Consider the following 16,622-nt stretch of genomic DNA (forward strand, 5'->3'; position numbering starts at 1 on the left):
AGGGCGGTTACTGAGCCTGGGGCTTGGCAGCAGCTGCAGCCTTGTCCTCAGTCTTGGCGGCGGTGGTGGGCTTGTGGTCAAGCTCCAGCAGGTCGCGCAGGATGTGGATGGTTTCCAGTTTCACAGGCTCCACGCCGTAGGGGAATTTGGACTCGTCGCTGCCGCTGTCGTCATCCTTGGAGGCCGTGCGCATGCCGGAGTTCATCTCCTTGCTGAAGGCGGACTCAGGCACCAGGTCGGGCTTGTCCACATTGTCCAGCGTGAGGTGGTAGGTCTTGAAGCCGTTCTCCTTGATGCGCTCCGCCACTTCCTTGACGCGCTTGGCGCGCTCTTCCGTCTGCTTGTCACGGCGCGCTTCGGTGTCGAGGCGCTCCTTCTCACGATCCTGCAGGTTCAGGGAGACGGTGTTGCGGTCGATCTTTTCCTTCAGGCGCCGGGACTCTTCGACCACGTTCTGAAATTCAGGATTGGCAGCGATGCGGCTCTTCACACGTGCGTTGATCTCCTCGACCGGGAACGCATCCTTGCGGAAGAGGGGGTACTTGCGCGGAGGAATGGTGTCATAGGGCAGCGCATTTTCTGCGGAGGATTCGCCGATGTCCAGCACGTCGCGGATCGACGGCAGCGGGACGTCAGACTCCACCCCTTTGAGCTGGGTGGAACCACCTGCGATGCGGTAGAACTTCTGGATCGTCACCTTGAGGTCACCGGCACCCTTTTTGTCGCTGAAGAAGGGCATGTAGCGCTCCACTGGCAGGATGGTCTGCACCGTACCTTTGCCAAAGGAGGCCTTGTCACCCACGATGAGCGCACGGCGGTAGTCCTGCAACGCAGCGGCCAGAATTTCAGAGGCCGAGGCGCTGGCCTTGTTGATAAGGACGATCATCGGGCCGTCATACACGGGCTTTTCGTTTTCGCAGTCGCGCCAGGTGATGCTGCCGCGCCAGTCCTTCGCCTGCACCACCGGGCCGGCAGGAATGAAGAGGCCGGTGAGCTTGATGGCTTCATCCAGGGAGCCGCCGCCGTTGTCACGCAGGTCCAGCACGAGGCCGTCGATCTTTTCCTTCATCAGCCGGCGCAGCAGGCGCTCCACGTCCACGCTGGTGCTGACGGTGTTGTTTTCCATGTCGGCATAGAAGTTGGACAGGTTGATCCAGCCCACCTTGAGTGTCTTGCCCAGATCCGGAGGCGTGACGAGGAGCTCGGCATTGGCGAGCTTCTCCTTGAGCGGCACTTCATCACGCACAATGGCGATGATGCGGGTGCCGGAGGGATCGTCCGCAGGGACAATCTTGATGCGCACGGTGGTGTTCTTTTCGCCGCGGATCATGTCCACGATCTTCTGCAGCTTGAGGTACTTCACGTCCACAAATTCGTCATCTCCCTGGGCCACGGCGATGATGCGGTCGTTGAGCTTGAGCTGGCCCTGTTTGTCTGCCGGACCACCCACCACGATGCCCTGGATCTCAGCGCCGTCGTCCTTCTGACCGAGCAGCGCACCAATGCCCACCAGCTTGTGCTGCATGTGGATCTTGAAGTTGTCGCTCTCGTCCGTGCTCATGTACTCGGTGTGCGGGTCGTAGGCGGTGGCCAGGCTGGAGAGGAAGAAGTTCACCACGTCCTTGGTGTCGTTTTCGTCGATGCTTTCGAGCAGACGTGTGTAGTCCTTGAGCACGCGCTCCTTGGGAGTCAGGTCTTTTTCATCCTTCTCCTTCTTGGCAGCGATCTTGGGGGCTTCTGCAGCAGGCTTCTGCGGTGCGGGGACTTTGCCGGCTTCAGGCGCAGCCTCGGGCTTCACCTCGGCGGCGGTGTCGGCCTTCTTGGCGGCGGCCTTTTCCGCCTTTTTCTTTTCATCGCGCTCGCGCGTCTCGTCGGCGATGCGCTCCGCGAGCAGGTTGTCTTCGATGATGTCGAGCCAGAGCTTGTCCTGCTCCGCCTTGTCCTTCGGCCACGGAGCCTTGTCACGCTTGATCTCGATGGTGCGCTTGGAGTCAAAGGTGAATTTGTTGCTCTCCAGAGCCTTCTTGAGGAAGTCCACGCGCTCCTTCACGCGCTCCTTGTAGATGTCATAGATCTCGATGGCCGGGCTGATGTTCCGCATCAGCACATGGTCGTCGAGGGTGGTCTCATACTTGTCCTTGAAGCTGGCCACATCCTGCTCGGTGAAGAAGATGTGCTTGAAGTCCAGCATGTTGAGGTAGTTGTGCAGCATCACCCCGGACACCTTGTCGTCGAAGTCCTGCTTCGAGTAATGGTGGTTTTGCAGCATGTAGGCCACATGCATGGCCACCTGGCCAAAGTTAGTCTCCGCTTTCGCTGCAGGAATTAGAAGCGCGAGGGCGGTTGCCGCAGCCGCGACGGGGGTGAGTAGGTAGCGAGTCATGGTGGGGGTCGTCCAAATCTATAACGAACCTCGCGGTGCGTTTTGCGTTCAGATTTTGCCTTTTCTGGGTTGAAATGTCCAACTCTTTCCCGTCTTTCGCCATCCCATGCCTGAAATCTCCACCTACACCGGCGGCATCGCCGCAACCAACGGCCACGTCCTCACCCTGCCCGGCGGCACTCTGCTGGTGGACGCCCCAGATGGCATAGGCTCATGGCTTAAGCAGCAAAAAATCAAAGTCGATGCCCTCTTCCTCACCCACCAGCACTTCGACCACGTGCTGGATGCCGCCGCCATCAGGGCCGAGCACGGCTGCCGGGTTTACTCCTTTGCCCCGTATTCCCGCGAGCTGACACTGGAGATCCTCTACGGCGCGGTGACAGGCAGTCCCTTCTCCGTCCCCCCATTTGAGGTGGATGAAGTGATCGAAGGCCAGAGCCAGATCGAAGTCCTCGGCGAAACATGGAAGCTGTATCACGTGCCCGGCCACTCCCCTGACAGCATGTGTTTTCACCTGCCTGCACAAAACCTGCTCTTTGGCGGAGACGTGCTCTTTCTGGACAGCGTCGGACGCACCGATTTTCCCAATGGATCCGGATCGCTGCTGCTCAGCGGCATCATCAAGAAGCTCTTCGTCCTGCCAGATGCCACCCGCGTCTTCCCCGGCCATGGCGATGACACCACCATCGGCCGCGAGAAGCGCGAAAACCCCTACCTCACCTGATGCCGCAGTCTTTCCATGACCTGACCTTTGACCAGCTCCGCGAGCACATCGTGGCCGCGGGTCTGCGTCCGGCGCATGCGGGCACGCTCTGGAACACCCTGCACTTCCGCGCCATGCAGGATCCCCTGGCCCGTGAAGATCTCCCCCCGCCGCTGCGCAGATGGCTGACCCAGGTGCTGGGAGACGGCTCATGGATGCTCGATGCGCCGCCGGTCTCTCTGGACACCCCCAGCAGCGACGGCCTGACGCACAAATTCCTGCTCCGCATGGCGGACGCGCAGGAGATCGAGACCGTCATCATGGGCTACACCGGCCGCCACACGGCGTGCATCAGCACCCAGGCCGGCTGCGCCATGGGCTGCGTCTTTTGCGCCACCGGCCAGATGGGTTTTGTGCGCCACCTCCGCCCCGGGGAGATCGTGGCCCAGGTGCTGCATGCGCAGCGCAGCGTGCGCGCCAAGGGGGAAAAAGGCCTGCGCAACCTTGTCTTCATGGGCATGGGCGAGCCCCTGCACAACTACGACTCCGTGATGACCGCCCTGGACATCATCTGCGACACGCGCGGGCTCAACATCGGCCCCAGCAAGATCAGCGTCTCCACCGTGGGCGTCGTCCCAGGCATCCTGCGCATGGCGGCGGAAAACCGGCCCTACAACCTGGCCGTCAGCCTGCATGCCGCCACGGAGGAGGAGAGAGCCAAGCTCATCCCCGCCAACCAGCGCTGGCCGCTCACCGAGCTCATGGCCGCCTGCCGCAGCTACAATGCTCAGACCGGCCGCCGCATCTTCTTTGCCTGGACCTTGATCGAGGGCGTCAACGACACCCCGGAGCACGCGCGCCGCATCGCGGAGCTGCTGCAGGGACTGGATGCACACATCAATCTCATCCCGCTGAACCGCACCGACGGCTACACCGGCACCGAGAGCAGCGACAGCGCCGCAGACGCCTTTCACCGCATCCTGCAAGACGCCGGATTTCCCTGCACCATCCGGCAAAGGCGTGGCATCGACGTGGCGGCGGGCTGCGGCCAGCTCAAGGCGGCGAAGCGGGAGCGGCGCAAGACCACCGCCTGAGGCCGTCGCCCGATGAACTCCGCATGAAGGCTGCGTGAATTCGTCTTCACAAATCCGGCGCCGCTTGCCGTTGCCTTCCTCATCGGCGTATCATGACGCCGCCATGTCTCCCCGCGTCTTTCTGCTGTATCTCCTCGCCTGTCTGTGGTGCTGCATCGTGCTGAATCTGCGCATGCAGATGGCCGGGCATCACTACTACGCCTTCATGCTGTGGAATCTCTTTCTGGCCGCCATCCCGCTGGGCCTCAGCCTGGGTCTGCGCCGGGTCAGGCGCCCCATCCTGGCACTGCCGCTGCTGGCCGCGTGGCTGCTCTTTTTCCCAAACGCGCCCTACGTCCTCACGGACCTCATGCACCTGAGCGAGCACCCCGGCGGCGTCCCCAAGTGGCTCGATCTCCTCATGCTGCTTTCCTTTGCCCTCGTCTCGCTCGGGCTCGGCTTTCAGTCTCTGCACATCGTGCAGCACTGGTTTGCGCGGCAGTATTCCCATGCCACCGCCTGGTGTGTGAGCATTGGCGCCCTGGGCCTGAGCGGCTTTGGCATTTACCTCGGCCGCTTTGACCGCTGGAACAGCTGGGACCTCCTGCACCGGCCCGCCTCCCTGCTCAGCCGCATCGCCACCTACATTCTTCATCCCATGGCCCACACACGCACCTGGAGCTTCACGCTTGGCTTCGGCACCCTGCTCATCTTCGCCTACCTCTTCTGGTTTTCGTCCGTGCCAACCGCTCAGGACAATCGTAAGCTCGACTAGCCTTGCCCCACTACGATCCCAGCCGCGACCACCTGCTTCTCTTTGATGGCATCTGCCATCTCTGCGATGCCAGCGTGCGCTTCATCGTGAAGCGTGATCTTCAGGCGAAAATCAAATTCGCCCCCATCCAGAGCCCGCTGGGCAGCCAGCTCTATGCGCAGCATGGCCTCGATCCCGCCGCGCCCGACACCATGCTTTTCATCACTCCCCGCGGCGCCTTCAAGGCCAGCGACGCCGCTCTCGAGATCGCCCGCACGCTCGGCGGCCCGTGGAAACTCGCACTCATTTTCAAACTCCTGCCAAGAGCCCTGCGCGACGCCGCTTACGGCTTCATCTCCCGCAATCGCTACCGCTGGTTTGGCAAAGACGAGTCCTGCATGATGCCCACGCCGGAGCTGAAAGCGCGGATGCTGGAATAGTACGATAGGCACTCATGCCTGTCGGTCAGCGCTCTCGCAATCCCCCAAGCCTGCACCCAATTAAAATCTATCGACGCAAGCGTTAGCCTTCTGGGGCTGCACGGCAGGACAGCTTGCAACTGGTGGATTTCAGCGAAGCGATGGTCACCGACAGACAAGAGCGCCCATCGTACTTACTCCTCGCGCACCCCAAACCCCACGTGCTACTTTCCCCGATGCCACAGCCCGCCCCCACCCCGACCTCCACGCGCGAACGACTCGGCTTTGTGCGTGTCGCAGCCGTGTCTCCAGAGCTGGTGCTGGGAGACGTGGCAAAGAACGTGGCCATCCTGGCGCGTGAGGCGCGCGCGGTGGCACAGCGCGGCTGCCGCCTGGCCGTTTTCCCGGAGCTCAGCCTCACCGGCTACTCCTGCGCGGATCTGTTTCATACCAGCGCGCTGCTGGACGCGGCGGTGAGAGGGCTGCATGAGCTGGTGCAGCAGACCCAGGACCTGCCCTGCGTGCTCGTCGTCGGCCTGCCCCTGCGCGTGCGCGACCGCCTGTACAACATGGCCGCCGTGGTGGCCAAGGGCCGCCTGCTCGGCATGGTGCCCAAGACCTTCCTGCCCAACTCCGCCGAGTTCTACGAGCGCCGCTGGTTCTCGCCCGCCCACACGCTGGATGTCGCGACTCTGCGCCTGAATGACGTGGACGTCGCCATCGGTGCAGATCTGCTGTTTGAGGTGCTCGATGTGCCCGGCTTCGTGCTCGGCGTGGAGATCTGCGAGGATCTGTGGACGGTCATCCCGCCCTCCAGCCACCTCGCGCTGGCCGGTGCCACGCTGCTGGCCAATCCCTCCGCCAGCACCGAGGTGCTGGGAAAGGCCCCTTACCGCCGCCATCTCGTGGCACAGCAGGCGGCGCGCTGCCTGGCCGCCTACGTCTATGCCGGCGCAGGTGCCGGTGAGTCCACCACCGACGTGGTCTATTCCGGCCATGGCATCGTGGCGGAAAACGGCGTCATCCTCGGCGAAACCGAACGCTTTGCCTTTGAAACTCGCGCCATCGTCACCGACGTCGATCTCCAGCACCTGGCGCATGACCGGCTGAAAAGTTCCGCCTTCCGTGACGCTGCCGTCAGCAGCGGCTGCCGGCGCGTGACCTTCAGCCTGGGCGCCGCTATGGGCGAGGCAGACACGCTGCGGCGCCCCGTCACAGCGCATCCCTTTGTACCCTCCGCCAAAGTCGATCGCGCAGCCGTGTGCGAGGAGATCTTCGCCATTCAGGCCACCGGCCTCGCACGCCGCCTGAAGCAGGCACGCGCCAAGACCGCCGTGCTTGGCCTCTCGGGCGGGCTTGACTCCACCCTTGCCCTGCTTGTCATGCTGGAGGCCCTCAAGCGCGCCGGCATGCCCCTGAGCGCGGCCCTGACGGTGACCATGCCCGGCTTCGGCACCTCCACACGCACCAAGGGCAATGCCGAAAAGCTCGCCGAGGCGCTCAATGTCGAGATGCGCACCATTTCCATCAATGACGCCGTGCGTCAGCACTTCGCAGACATCGGCCATTCGGAGACCCAGCACGACGCGACCTACGAAAACTCACAAGCCCGCGAGCGCACGCAGATCCTCATGGACCTGGCCAACAAGACCGGCGGCATCGTCGTCGGCACCGGAGATCTCTCCGAGGCGGCGCTGGGCTGGTGCACCTTCAATGGCGACCACATGTCCATGTACCACGTGAACTCCGGTGTGCCGAAGACGCTGGTGCGCTACCTCATCGAGTGGTGTGCGGCAGGCCCCTTTGCAGAGAAGGCGGGCGCCATCCTGCAGGACATCGCCGACACGCCCATCTCCCCCGAACTGCTGCCCCTGGCGGCCGATGAATCCCTGCAGCAGAAGACCGAGGACACCGTCGGTCCGTATGAGCTGCATGACTTCTTCCTCTTTCACTTTGTGCGTCACGGCAGCAGCGCCGAAAAAATCCGCTGGCTGGCCGCGCAGGCCTTCCCCGGCAAATACGACGACGCCACAATCTCCAAGTGGCTCGCGGTTTTCTTCAAACGCTTTGCCCAAAACCAGTTCAAGCGCTCCAGCGTGCCGGACGGCCCCAAGGTCGGCTCCGTGGCCCTCTCCCCGCGCGGCGACTGGCGCATGCCCAGCGATTACGCCGGTGATTTAAACTCCTGACTGCCCCATGCTTCGCCATCTTGCCCTTTCCCTGCTCCTCACGCTCTGCGCCTGCTCCCGCAGCGACAAGCTCATCATCGGCACCGACGCCACCTACCCGCCCTTTGAGTTCGTGGATGCCCAAGGCCAGATCAGCGGAGTGGACATCGAGGTGGGGCGGGAGATCGGCAAGGCCCTGGGCAAGGAGGTGGAGTTCCGCAACATCAACTTCGACGGCCTCATCACCGCGCTGCGCACCGGCTCCGTCGACCTCGTGCTTTCGTCCATGACCGCCACGCCGGAGCGGCGCAAATCCATCGACTTTTCCGAGCCCTACGTGAAAACGGGCCTCGCGATTCTCGCCTCCAAAAACTCCACGGTACAAAGCGCCGCCGACCTGAAGACTCCGGGCCGCAAGATCGTCGTCCGCCTGGGAACCACAGGAGAAAGCTGGGCGCGTGAAAATCTCAAGGAGGCCAAGATCATCGCCCTGGACGCCGATGTCTCCTGCGTGCTGGAGGTGGTGAACGCGAGTGTCGACGCATGGATCTACGATCAGCTCTCCATCATGAACTATCAGAAGAAATACTCTGACAAGACTCGCGCTCTTCTCGCCCCGCTGCGCGAGGAAGTCTGGGCCGTTGGCCTGAAGCAGGGTAATGAAGAGCTCAAAGCCAAGGTCAACGAAGTCGTCTCCCGCATGCAGAGCGACGGCAGCTTCACCCGGCTGGCCGAGCGCTTCATGCGGACGGAAAAAGCCATGATGAACGCGCAGGGCCTGCCGTTTGTCTTTGAGCTGAAGTGATACGGCGCACGCCCGGGCTACAGCCTGGGGCAGCCCACTCAAGGCGGGGCGTTGACGGAGACACCGCCCCCCGGGAATCTGGAGCACCAATCTCCAGATTCGTTCAGCCCTGATCCTCCGCCCCCGACCAACGAACTGGGAAGCTCGTTTTACTTCTTCGCCAGCGACTCCAGGTAGTCGAGCAGGCTGGCGAACTCATGCACGCTGAAGTTCGTCATCAAACCGGGTGGCATGATGGAGATGGGCAGGCGCTGGCGGCTCTTGATGTCCTTCACAGCAAAGGTGAACTCCTGGGAGGCCACATTGCGCAGTTTCACATTGTCGGCGGACTCCAGCGTGATGAAGCCCATCTGCTGCGTGCCGTCATTCAGGGTGATCACCTCGCTGGCAAAGCCCTGCGCGATGGTCTTGTTCGGATCGAGGATGTTTTGGGCCAGCTCAGGGCGCTTGTAGGTCTGCGCGATGTTGCCAAGATACGGCCCCTTCTGCGCTTCGGATTCCTTGGTGGTGTGGCAGGCTACGCAGGTGGCCTTGGTAAAGACCTGCTCGCCGATGGCCACGTCGCCCTTCATCTTGAGCACTGCGGCAATGGCGTCCTCGGGCTTCAGCGCGCCGACCTTCGGCGACTTGTCCTCGCCCTTGGCCACCAGCTTGAGGCTCTTCACGGCATTCTGCGCGGCCTTGGCTGTGGGGGCGTCGGCGGCGGAAACGGCGGCCAGGATTTTTTCGTCCACCGCATGGCTCTTGGTCTTCACGGCGGCATTGATGATCTGCAAACGGCGCTTCGCATCGGCCCATCCGGCATCCAGAGACTTCTGCGACATCTCACGCGCTTCGGGGCTGCCGGTCTTGCGTGCGGCCAGGCTCAGCAGCGCGGCATCCGCCCACGCGCTGGTGGGAGTGCCGGCCTTGGCGGCTTCGGCCTCAAAGGCCTGATGCACGTTCTCCAGCTTCGGTGCCGTGAGGAAGGCCGTCCTGCCCGCCTCCTGCTCCTTGCCTGCACCCTGCTGCGCATCGAGCGCCACCAAAGCATTCAGCGCCGCCGTCCAGGCCTCCGCGCTATCAGTCTTGGCGATGGCTGTCAGCGTATTGGCCAGAGTCGTTGCCGCGCTCTGCGGATCGAGTTCCTTGCTGTTCGCCGCAGCAATCAGCAGCGGAATGCCATCCGCAGGAATCGTCTCCGCCGTGGCGAGTTGCGCAACGGCATCCGGGATCACCTTCGCATCCTGCTTGGCGAGGACGAGGATGCGCTCGAGGGCATCGTTCGACTGGATGCGATTGCGGTTCATCTCCTTCACCAAAAACGCTGCCTCTTCCGGCGAAGCCTTCGCCAGCGCGTCTTTCAGCGCCGCCGCGATCTTCGGCGTCTCGCTCCATGCCTCCGGCTGGTAATACGGCCCACGAGTGTCCGGGCGCGTGCCCCAGGAATCGCCCTTCCATTCGCCTTCATGGAAATGCAGGCGGCAGAGAGCAGAGAGGATGCCTTGGCGAAGTGCGGGATCGGTGGCTTTGGCGAGGCGTTCGATGAGGCCGGTGACGACTTCGGGGGTGTGCACTTTCCTCAAAGCAATCAGCATTTGAGAGCGACTCTCCAGTGATTCAAATGCTCTCTGAACTGCCAGCTCGTAAGTCTTCTGCGTTTTGGCAGTGAAGGCATTTCGGTTGTTAACCGCGTTCTTGCGAAACTGTTCATGCTCGGTGCTCAAAGAGAATTCATCATTGGTTTTGATTTGAGACATCAGCTTAACGAAACCCTCGCTTGGTTCACTCTGAGGTTCATCCAAGCTCTCTTTGGTCAATCGCTGGCCAAGCTCTCGAAACTTTGACAGCTCATTCAATAGATCGGCTGCCGCGTTTGCCGCCGTGTGAGCGACAACAGGATCGCTACTGAGCATTGCGTCAATAACAGCATTCCAAAGAGAGTCTGTGATTGGCTCTAAAAGTGTCAGTGTTGAAGCTGTTCTAAGTGCCGCGACCTGGGATCTTGGGTTTTTGCTCTTGATGCACGATTCCAAAAAGCGCTGCTCAATTTTGGAGATGGTCCACTGTTCGAGGGGTTTGTATTTAGACAGATCTTCGCGCATTCCATACCTGACTCGAACCCATTGCTCAAATTTGGTCCCCGCGGGAAACACGGGAGTGGGATACATTCGTTGAGCCATCCAAGGCGCTAATTCACTTCCTGCATTCAAGGCCACAGGGGGAGCCACGCGCCCCACATCATCTCCCTCGCTTCGAGCAGCACCCAAGGCAGCGATCCGTGCTGTGATGGATTTGCTAGAGTCATTGAAAACATCTGCGGCAACTTTCTGGATCACTTTATTGGGCAATGATTCAGCAAGGTTTCTTCTCATCAATTCCCTCTGCGCATCCATCCTCCGCCGGTTGCTGGGCGACTCCAACTGCTTCACCAGCTCCGCATCACTCGCCTTCGCGAAATCCGGCAGCGGCTCAGGCTTAAATCCTTTCGGGCGCACCTGCACGATGTAGCCCACGTCTGGGCCTTCCCAGTTGAAGGTGGCGCCTTTCCAACTGGCGCAGTAGACGCGGCTGTTGCCGTCCACGTCGGCGTCGGTGGGGCGGGTCATTTTAATGAAGGGTTCGGGCGGGCGGGTTTCTTCAAAGGTCGCGCCTTTGGGTTTCACCTGATGGTGCCAGAGGGCGCCGGTGCCCCAATCGCAGGTGAAGGGGGCGTTGTTCCATTTGCCGAAGCCGGGTTCGTCGATGTAAACGGCACCGCAGCCGCTGCCGCCACCGTATTCGGCGAGGGGCTGGATGCACTCGTCGTTGAAGTTCTTGTAAAGGCGTGGGTAGCCGTGGTCGTCGAGGCCGGTGAAGTGGTGGAAGCGCACGTTCCAGCCGCCGCCGTCGTTGGTGTTGTCGCGGGCGAAGATGTCCATGGTGGGGCTGATGGCGACTTCGAGGATGTTGCGCGTGCCGGTGCTGTAGATTTCCAAACCGGTGCCGTCAGGGCGCACGCGGATGACGCCGCCACCGCGATGCTGCAGGTGCCTGCCATCCGTGCCTTCGGCGTCCATGAAACCGAAGTCGCCCCCTGCGATGTAGAGCCAGCCGTCGATGCCGAGGCTGAGGCCGTTGGTGGTGTGGTCGGCGGGGCGGTCTTTGTAACCAAAGGCGATGTTTTTGACGAGCACCTTCTCCTCATCGGCCACGCCGTCGCCGTCTTTGTCGATGTAGGCGCTTAGGTGCGGCGGATGCACGAGGTAGAGACGGTCCTTGTCCCAGACGAGGCCGCGTGGAGCGTCCACGTCTTTGACGAATTCCTTCACCTCATCGGCGCGGCCATCGCCATCCAGATCCTTGAGGCGCAGGATGCGGCCACGGTGCGCATTGCGGCCGAGGGAGCCGTTGCCATCGCTGCTGACATAGAGCGTGCCGTCGGGTGCGGCGGCGATGAAGACGGGATAGTTCGCCGACTGCGGCGGTGCAAACAGCGAGACCTCGAAGCCCTCGGCCACCTTCACATCCTTCAAGATGGCGGCCTCCTGCTCGGGCGTGAGTTTCACGATCTTGGGGGCCACGTTGCCTGCGTCCTTCAGCGGATCGCTGGCCTTGTCGTATTCCTTCTTCTGCGCCTCGCTGAGCTTCGGTGCCACGGCCTTGATGCCAGGGCCCTGCAGGCGCACCTCGCGGATGCTGGCCCAGCCGCCGCTGGTCTTGCCCAGCGCGTGGATCTTCACAAAGCGGATGCCTTCCACCTTGGCGAACTCGTTGGAGTAAGGCGCGTTCTTCGTGTTGCTGCTGCCATCCACCAGCGTGGTCCAGGCCTTGCCATCGGTGCTGCCTTCGACTTTGAACTGATACACACCGCCGTTTTCCCACACGGTCTGGATGCCGGTGAGCGTCTGCGGCTTTTCGAGCTCAAGCTGGAGCCACTGCGGGTAGCTGGCGTTGCTGGCGCACCAGCGGGTGCTCTCATCGCCATCCACGGCTTTCCATGCGTAGTTGCCCTTGCCGGATTCTTCGCTGCTGGCGCTGGCTTTCACCGGCAGGCCGTCTTTCGGCAGCACGGGCGGCTTGGGAGCTTCCACGGGCTTGGCAGGCACAAAGGTGATCTTGTTCTGTCCCTTGAACGGCGTGAGGTAATCCGGCGTCAGCTTGTCCATGGCCCAGAGCAGGCCACGGGTCACGAGGTCCAGGTAGCGTGCATCCGCCACGGTGTCGTTGTTGTGGCCGATGGTGGTGCTGAAGCTGCGTGCGCCCACTTTTTCATTCGTCCAGGCCACCACGTAGTCCACGTCCTTGCCTTTGACGACCTGCTTGCCCATGGCGAGCGGGTGGCCGTCGAAGATGTTCACGTTGTTGTAGAGCTCCTCTTTGATCGTGGTCCAGTCCGCCAGCGGCTTGGTGATCGGGTGCTCCTTGTCCACAAAGGTGATGGCGATGGGCTCCTGCGGGCCGTGCGAGGCGGACTGGATGCCGAGGTGCTTGAACCACACGTCCGTGCCGGTGCGAAAGCTGTGCATGGCGCAGTGCAGATGCACGGCGGGGATGGTCTGGTGCACATCCAGGATGCGCTTCACCAGCGCCATGTCCTTCACGCCGGCGGCGCATTCGTCGTGGATGATTATGTCGTAGCCCTTGGCCCAGTCCGGATTGTCATACAGCGGCAGCGGCGGCGTCACCGATTTGTCATCTGTCCACACCACATCCACCTGCACATTCGCCCGCGCCTGGATGCCCTGGCTCAGGATCACATGCTGCTTCGCATAGTCATGGCAGCAGCCACCGGCCACGAGCAGGGCCTTGAGAGGCTTGGTTTCAGCATGGCCAAGAATGGCCGTCGAGAGGAGGAGCAGGAGAGCTAGGGGACGCATGGAGAAGAGAGGGAAAGCAATAGCCGCACAAAAGGCGGGGTTTCCATCAGAAAAGTATTGGAAACAAAGTTGACCAGTTGCGCCGCAACTGGGGGTTTTTCCCCGGACCCGTTGCGGCGCAACTGGGCTACTTGCTGCGCGCCATAGTCCAATGGCGAAGCGGCTGCAACACGGGAACGTCTGAGGCGTTATTGGGCGGGGACCTGAAAGTCCTGCCTCACTCCCCTTTAATCTCTGACACCATGCTCCCGCGATGTCTTGCTCTGCTGCTTTCTTGCGCCGTCCTCCCTCTGCAAGGAGAAGACCCGCAGCCCATCTCTGCAGCGCTGGCCGGCGCCTTGCGCACCTCAGGCCTGCCAGCAGGGGCGGACAGTGTGACCGTTCCGTTTGAGTACAACATCTCTGGATCGTTCACCGTGGAGGTCCTTATCGACGGAAAGCCGATGCGGCTTGTGCTGGATTCGGGCTCCTGCGTCACTGCTTTTTCGCCGGGAACAGCGCAGAAACTGGGGCTCCCGGCCGTAGGAAGAAGTGAATCAGCTACGAGCGCCTCTGGCGAGCGCGTGGCTGGCCAGCGTGTGCTGACCAAGCGCATCAGCATTGGAGATGCATGGACTGAAAATGAGCCCGTGTTCATTTACGACATGCCGCCGGGCATGAATGGACTGCTGGGCGTGAGCACCTTGGCGGACTGGGATGTGCGAATCGATCCTGCAAACAAAAAACTCACCCTCTTCCCCGCTGGCAAAGCACCGCCGCTGGAGGGCGAAACGGTCCTGCCGCTTTCCTGCAAGATGGTCCATCCGCAGGCGGGCATATCCAACCGGCAGGGATATCATAAGATGAACCTCGCCGTGCCGGTGCGGGTGGGCCATCACGAACTCATGGCCACCCCTGACACCGGTCATGGCACCACTTTCCAACTTCCGAGCGTGCTCATGGAAAAAGTGGCCCCCGAAGCACTGAAGAACGCGCTGCCCGGATTGGTCACCGGTTTTTCTATTTCCGGCAAAACGCTGAGCCGGGATGCCAAACTTCCGGAACTGACGTTTGGTCCTGATACTCTGCACGGTTTGAGCACGAATGTCATCAGCCCTCCTCCCGGTTCGGCGGATGAGGACAAGGGAATCGTCGGCCTGAACCTGCTCCGTCACTACGTATTGACTTTTCGTTTCTCCGCAGGTGAACTTCGTCTCAAGCCCCTCGGCACCGTGCAGGAGATCACGCGCTCCTCTACGGCAGGCATCTACATGAATCCTGACTTCAGGATCATCAGCGTCGTGCCAGACGGGCCGGCGGACAAAGCCGGACTGCGTGCCGGAGATGAAATGCAGGAGATCGAGGACCATCCCCTCAAAACCATGACGCGGGAGGAGTTTACCACTTTCAAACGCCTCCCCCCCGGCACTCCTGTCAAGGTGCGGTACCGCCGTGGCGGGCTCAGTCCCGTGGAAACCCACCTGATACTGGTGAAAGAATGAGACCTTCCCATCCAGTTGCGGCGCAACTGGGCTACTTTACTTCCCAAACCGCGCCTTGAGCAGATGACTGGCGAGGATCCACACCTTGTGCAGCTTGCTCAGTCGGCAGCGTTTGGCAAAGACGGGGTAGCGCTCGCGCTTGAGCTTTTCCAGGATGCGCGAGTAGATGGCCCCCATGATCTCTGAGGCGACCATGTTTTTGCGGTCTTCCGGGGGCAGGCACTTCTCGGCGGCGTCGTAGTAGCTGCGCGCACGGGCATACTGAAAGTCCATCATCTTGATGAAGCGCTCGCTCGGGCGGGCGTCGAGGATCTCGCTTTCCAGCACGCCAAACTTCCGCAGCTCGGCCTGCGGCAGGTAGATGCGGCCGGTGTCCTTGGCGTCCTGCCCCACGTCGCGGATGATGTTGGTGAACTGCAGCGCGTAGCCCAGATTGATCGCGTAGTCCTTGGTGGCCGGATTTTGATACCCGAAGATCTCGATGCTCACCAGCCCGACCACGCTGGCGACCTTGTAGCAGTAGGCCAGCAGTTCCTCAAAGGTCTCGTAGCGGGTCTTCGTGATGTCGCTGGCGACGCCGTCGATGATCTCGCACAGCCAGGCACGGGGGAAGCCGTACTTCTCCGGCAGCAGGATCATTTCATCCAGCACGGAATGCCCCGGCGGATTGCCTTCTTCCACGCAGCGCTTCCAGTGAGTGAGCTCTTTCTCCTTGTCCGCCTCGCTGGCATTGGGGTCGTCCGCGATGTCGTCCACCACGCGGCAGAAGGCGTAAAACGCGATCATGTCCCTGCGGCGTTCCTTGGGCAGGCAGGCGAGCGCGAAAGCGAGGTTCGACTTCGCCCGCCGCACGATCTGTTCTGGTGAGAGCGTGCCGCTGGTCATGCGGAGGGGGAACGTGAAAAGCCAAAGCGCAGCATGAGAAGTAGGGCCGTTAGCAATAGCCAGCAATCGAGCATGGCAAGCACCAAAGCGCTCAGGGGCTGCTCGACCATGCGCCAGACGGGCGACCCGGCGCAGCCTGCGCGCCCCATTTCCACTGCGTAAAGCGCGAGAACAAAAATGAAAAGGGAGGTGATGGCGAGCATCAGCAGAGGCAAGACGGCACGCCCCAGGATGCGCAGCGCTGCCGCCCCCTGCTGCCAGAAGGACCCCGGCACCGCCGCCACCGCCACAGGCAGCGCGGCAAAGAGCAGCAGCAGCTCCACCCACCACCAGGCGCCGATGCTCTGCGGGGTGTTCATCTGCCACCAGCGCCAGCTCATCCACAGGAGGTTAAAGCCCGCGAGGCAGCCCACGCCCTGCCAGCGCGCAAAGGCATGCTCCAGCGCAGCGGCGGCATCGCCACCGGGCTCCGGCTTCTTGGGCCTCTCCCAGGCGATGACAAAGCGCACCAGCCACACCTGCGCCCACGCCGCAGCCAGGGCGGCGAAAATGTAACGACACCCAAGTTTCGCCGTTTCCACACCTTCAGCCAGCGCGTGCCGGGCGCTGGCCCCCTCCAGCCCCAGCCAGACAAACCCCGCCAATGTAACGGCCAGCAGGCCAAACTTCTGCTCCGGCCCCGGCCTGCGCTCACCGTAGCGGTAGGGCCAGCGCCAGATGCGGATGGTCAGAAACACCAGCAGCAGCGGCACCCCGCAGGCCTGCGGCCATGGCGGCAGCAGCGCATGCGGCAGCACCGCCATGTGGGCCAGCGCATCGCGCACCAGCGGCAGGAGGATCCCCCGCCAGTCCATCAGCTGGGAGAGCGAATACGGCACATGCCGCGTCTCGGCAAAAGCCGTGGCCAGCAGCATGGCCCCGGCCGTCAGCAGGAGCAGGGCCGGGCGCAGCCGCAGGCAGTCCCAGGCGTCTGACAGATGCCTGCGCAGCGGGTGCCAGCGCAGGTGCAGCACCAGCCCCGTGCCAAAGCCGAGGAGGGCGAGCGTGGTCGATTGCCAGTGGGTCGAATTCAAAGCGGCTGATCAATTCGCGAAAACATCTCGACATGCCAGC

Annotated in this window: 11 protein-coding genes; 7 read left to right on the forward strand and 4 right to left on the reverse strand. The window is 62.1% G+C overall.

The annotated features are described in order from the left end of the window. Window positions 1-7: 7 nt before the first annotated feature. Window positions 8-2,383: a carboxy terminal-processing peptidase gene (locus ACZ5WW_RS06635; protein ID WP_377170803.1), complete on the reverse strand. Its 2,376-nt coding sequence runs from the start codon at window positions 2,381-2,383 to the stop codon at window positions 8-10. A 106-nt stretch (window positions 2,384-2,489) separates the two neighbouring features. On the opposite strand from ACZ5WW_RS06635, the gene ACZ5WW_RS06640 reads away from it, so the two are divergent. The 6 genes from ACZ5WW_RS06640 to ACZ5WW_RS06665 all read left to right on the forward strand — a co-directional run bounded on the left by ACZ5WW_RS06640 (window position 2,490) and on the right by ACZ5WW_RS06665 (window position 8,305). Next, on the forward strand, window positions 2,490-3,107 hold the full coding sequence (locus ACZ5WW_RS06640; protein ID WP_377170801.1) for an MBL fold metallo-hydrolase: 618 nt from the start codon (window positions 2,490-2,492) through the stop codon (window positions 3,105-3,107). Then, complete coding sequence (gene rlmN, locus ACZ5WW_RS06645; protein ID WP_377170799.1) at window positions 3,107-4,180, forward strand: dual-specificity RNA methyltransferase RlmN; 1,074 nt, start codon at window positions 3,107-3,109, stop codon at window positions 4,178-4,180. The genes ACZ5WW_RS06640 and rlmN overlap by 1 nt, the downstream gene beginning before the upstream one ends. Before the next feature lie 103 nt (window positions 4,181-4,283). Further along, window positions 4,284-4,934 (forward strand): DUF1361 domain-containing protein, encoded by a 651-nt coding sequence (locus tag ACZ5WW_RS06650; RefSeq protein ID WP_377170797.1) that lies wholly within the window; start codon window positions 4,284-4,286, stop codon window positions 4,932-4,934. Window positions 4,935-4,936: 2 nt separating this feature from the next. After that, complete coding sequence (locus tag ACZ5WW_RS06655; RefSeq protein WP_377170795.1) at window positions 4,937-5,353, forward strand: thiol-disulfide oxidoreductase DCC family protein; 417 nt, start codon at window positions 4,937-4,939, stop codon at window positions 5,351-5,353. A 215-nt stretch (window positions 5,354-5,568) separates the two neighbouring features. Next, window positions 5,569-7,521: an NAD(+) synthase gene (locus ACZ5WW_RS06660; protein WP_377170793.1), complete on the forward strand. Its 1,953-nt coding sequence runs from the start codon at window positions 5,569-5,571 to the stop codon at window positions 7,519-7,521. 7 nt (window positions 7,522-7,528) lie between these two features. Continuing rightward, on the forward strand, window positions 7,529-8,305 hold the full coding sequence (locus ACZ5WW_RS06665) for a transporter substrate-binding domain-containing protein (RefSeq protein WP_377170791.1): 777 nt from the start codon (window positions 7,529-7,531) through the stop codon (window positions 8,303-8,305). A gap of 149 nt (window positions 8,306-8,454) precedes the next feature. Here ACZ5WW_RS06665 and ACZ5WW_RS06670 read toward each other — a convergent pair whose 3' ends face one another. Continuing rightward, window positions 8,455-13,143, reverse strand: coding sequence for a DUF7133 domain-containing protein (locus tag ACZ5WW_RS06670; protein WP_377170789.1), 4,689 nt, complete (start codon window positions 13,141-13,143; stop codon window positions 8,455-8,457). Window positions 13,144-13,385: 242 nt separating this feature from the next. Between ACZ5WW_RS06670 and ACZ5WW_RS06675 the strand changes: the two genes are divergently transcribed. Further along, window positions 13,386-14,624 carry an aspartyl protease family protein gene (locus ACZ5WW_RS06675; RefSeq protein WP_377170787.1) on the forward strand — a complete coding sequence of 413 codons (1,239 nt, stop codon included), beginning with the start codon at window positions 13,386-13,388 and terminating at the stop codon, window positions 14,622-14,624. 36 nt (window positions 14,625-14,660) lie between these two features. Here the strand turns inward: ACZ5WW_RS06675 and ACZ5WW_RS06680 are convergent, their stop codons facing one another. Next, window positions 14,661-15,509: a phytoene/squalene synthase family protein gene (locus ACZ5WW_RS06680; protein ID WP_377170785.1), complete on the reverse strand. Its 849-nt coding sequence runs from the start codon at window positions 15,507-15,509 to the stop codon at window positions 14,661-14,663. Then, window positions 15,506-16,582: a hypothetical protein gene (locus tag ACZ5WW_RS06685; RefSeq protein WP_377170783.1), complete on the reverse strand. Its 1,077-nt coding sequence runs from the start codon at window positions 16,580-16,582 to the stop codon at window positions 15,506-15,508. The genes ACZ5WW_RS06680 and ACZ5WW_RS06685 overlap by 4 nt, the downstream gene beginning before the upstream one ends. Between the last annotated feature and the right edge of the window lie 40 nt (window positions 16,583-16,622).

This window comes from Prosthecobacter fluviatilis (genome assembly GCF_055388355.1).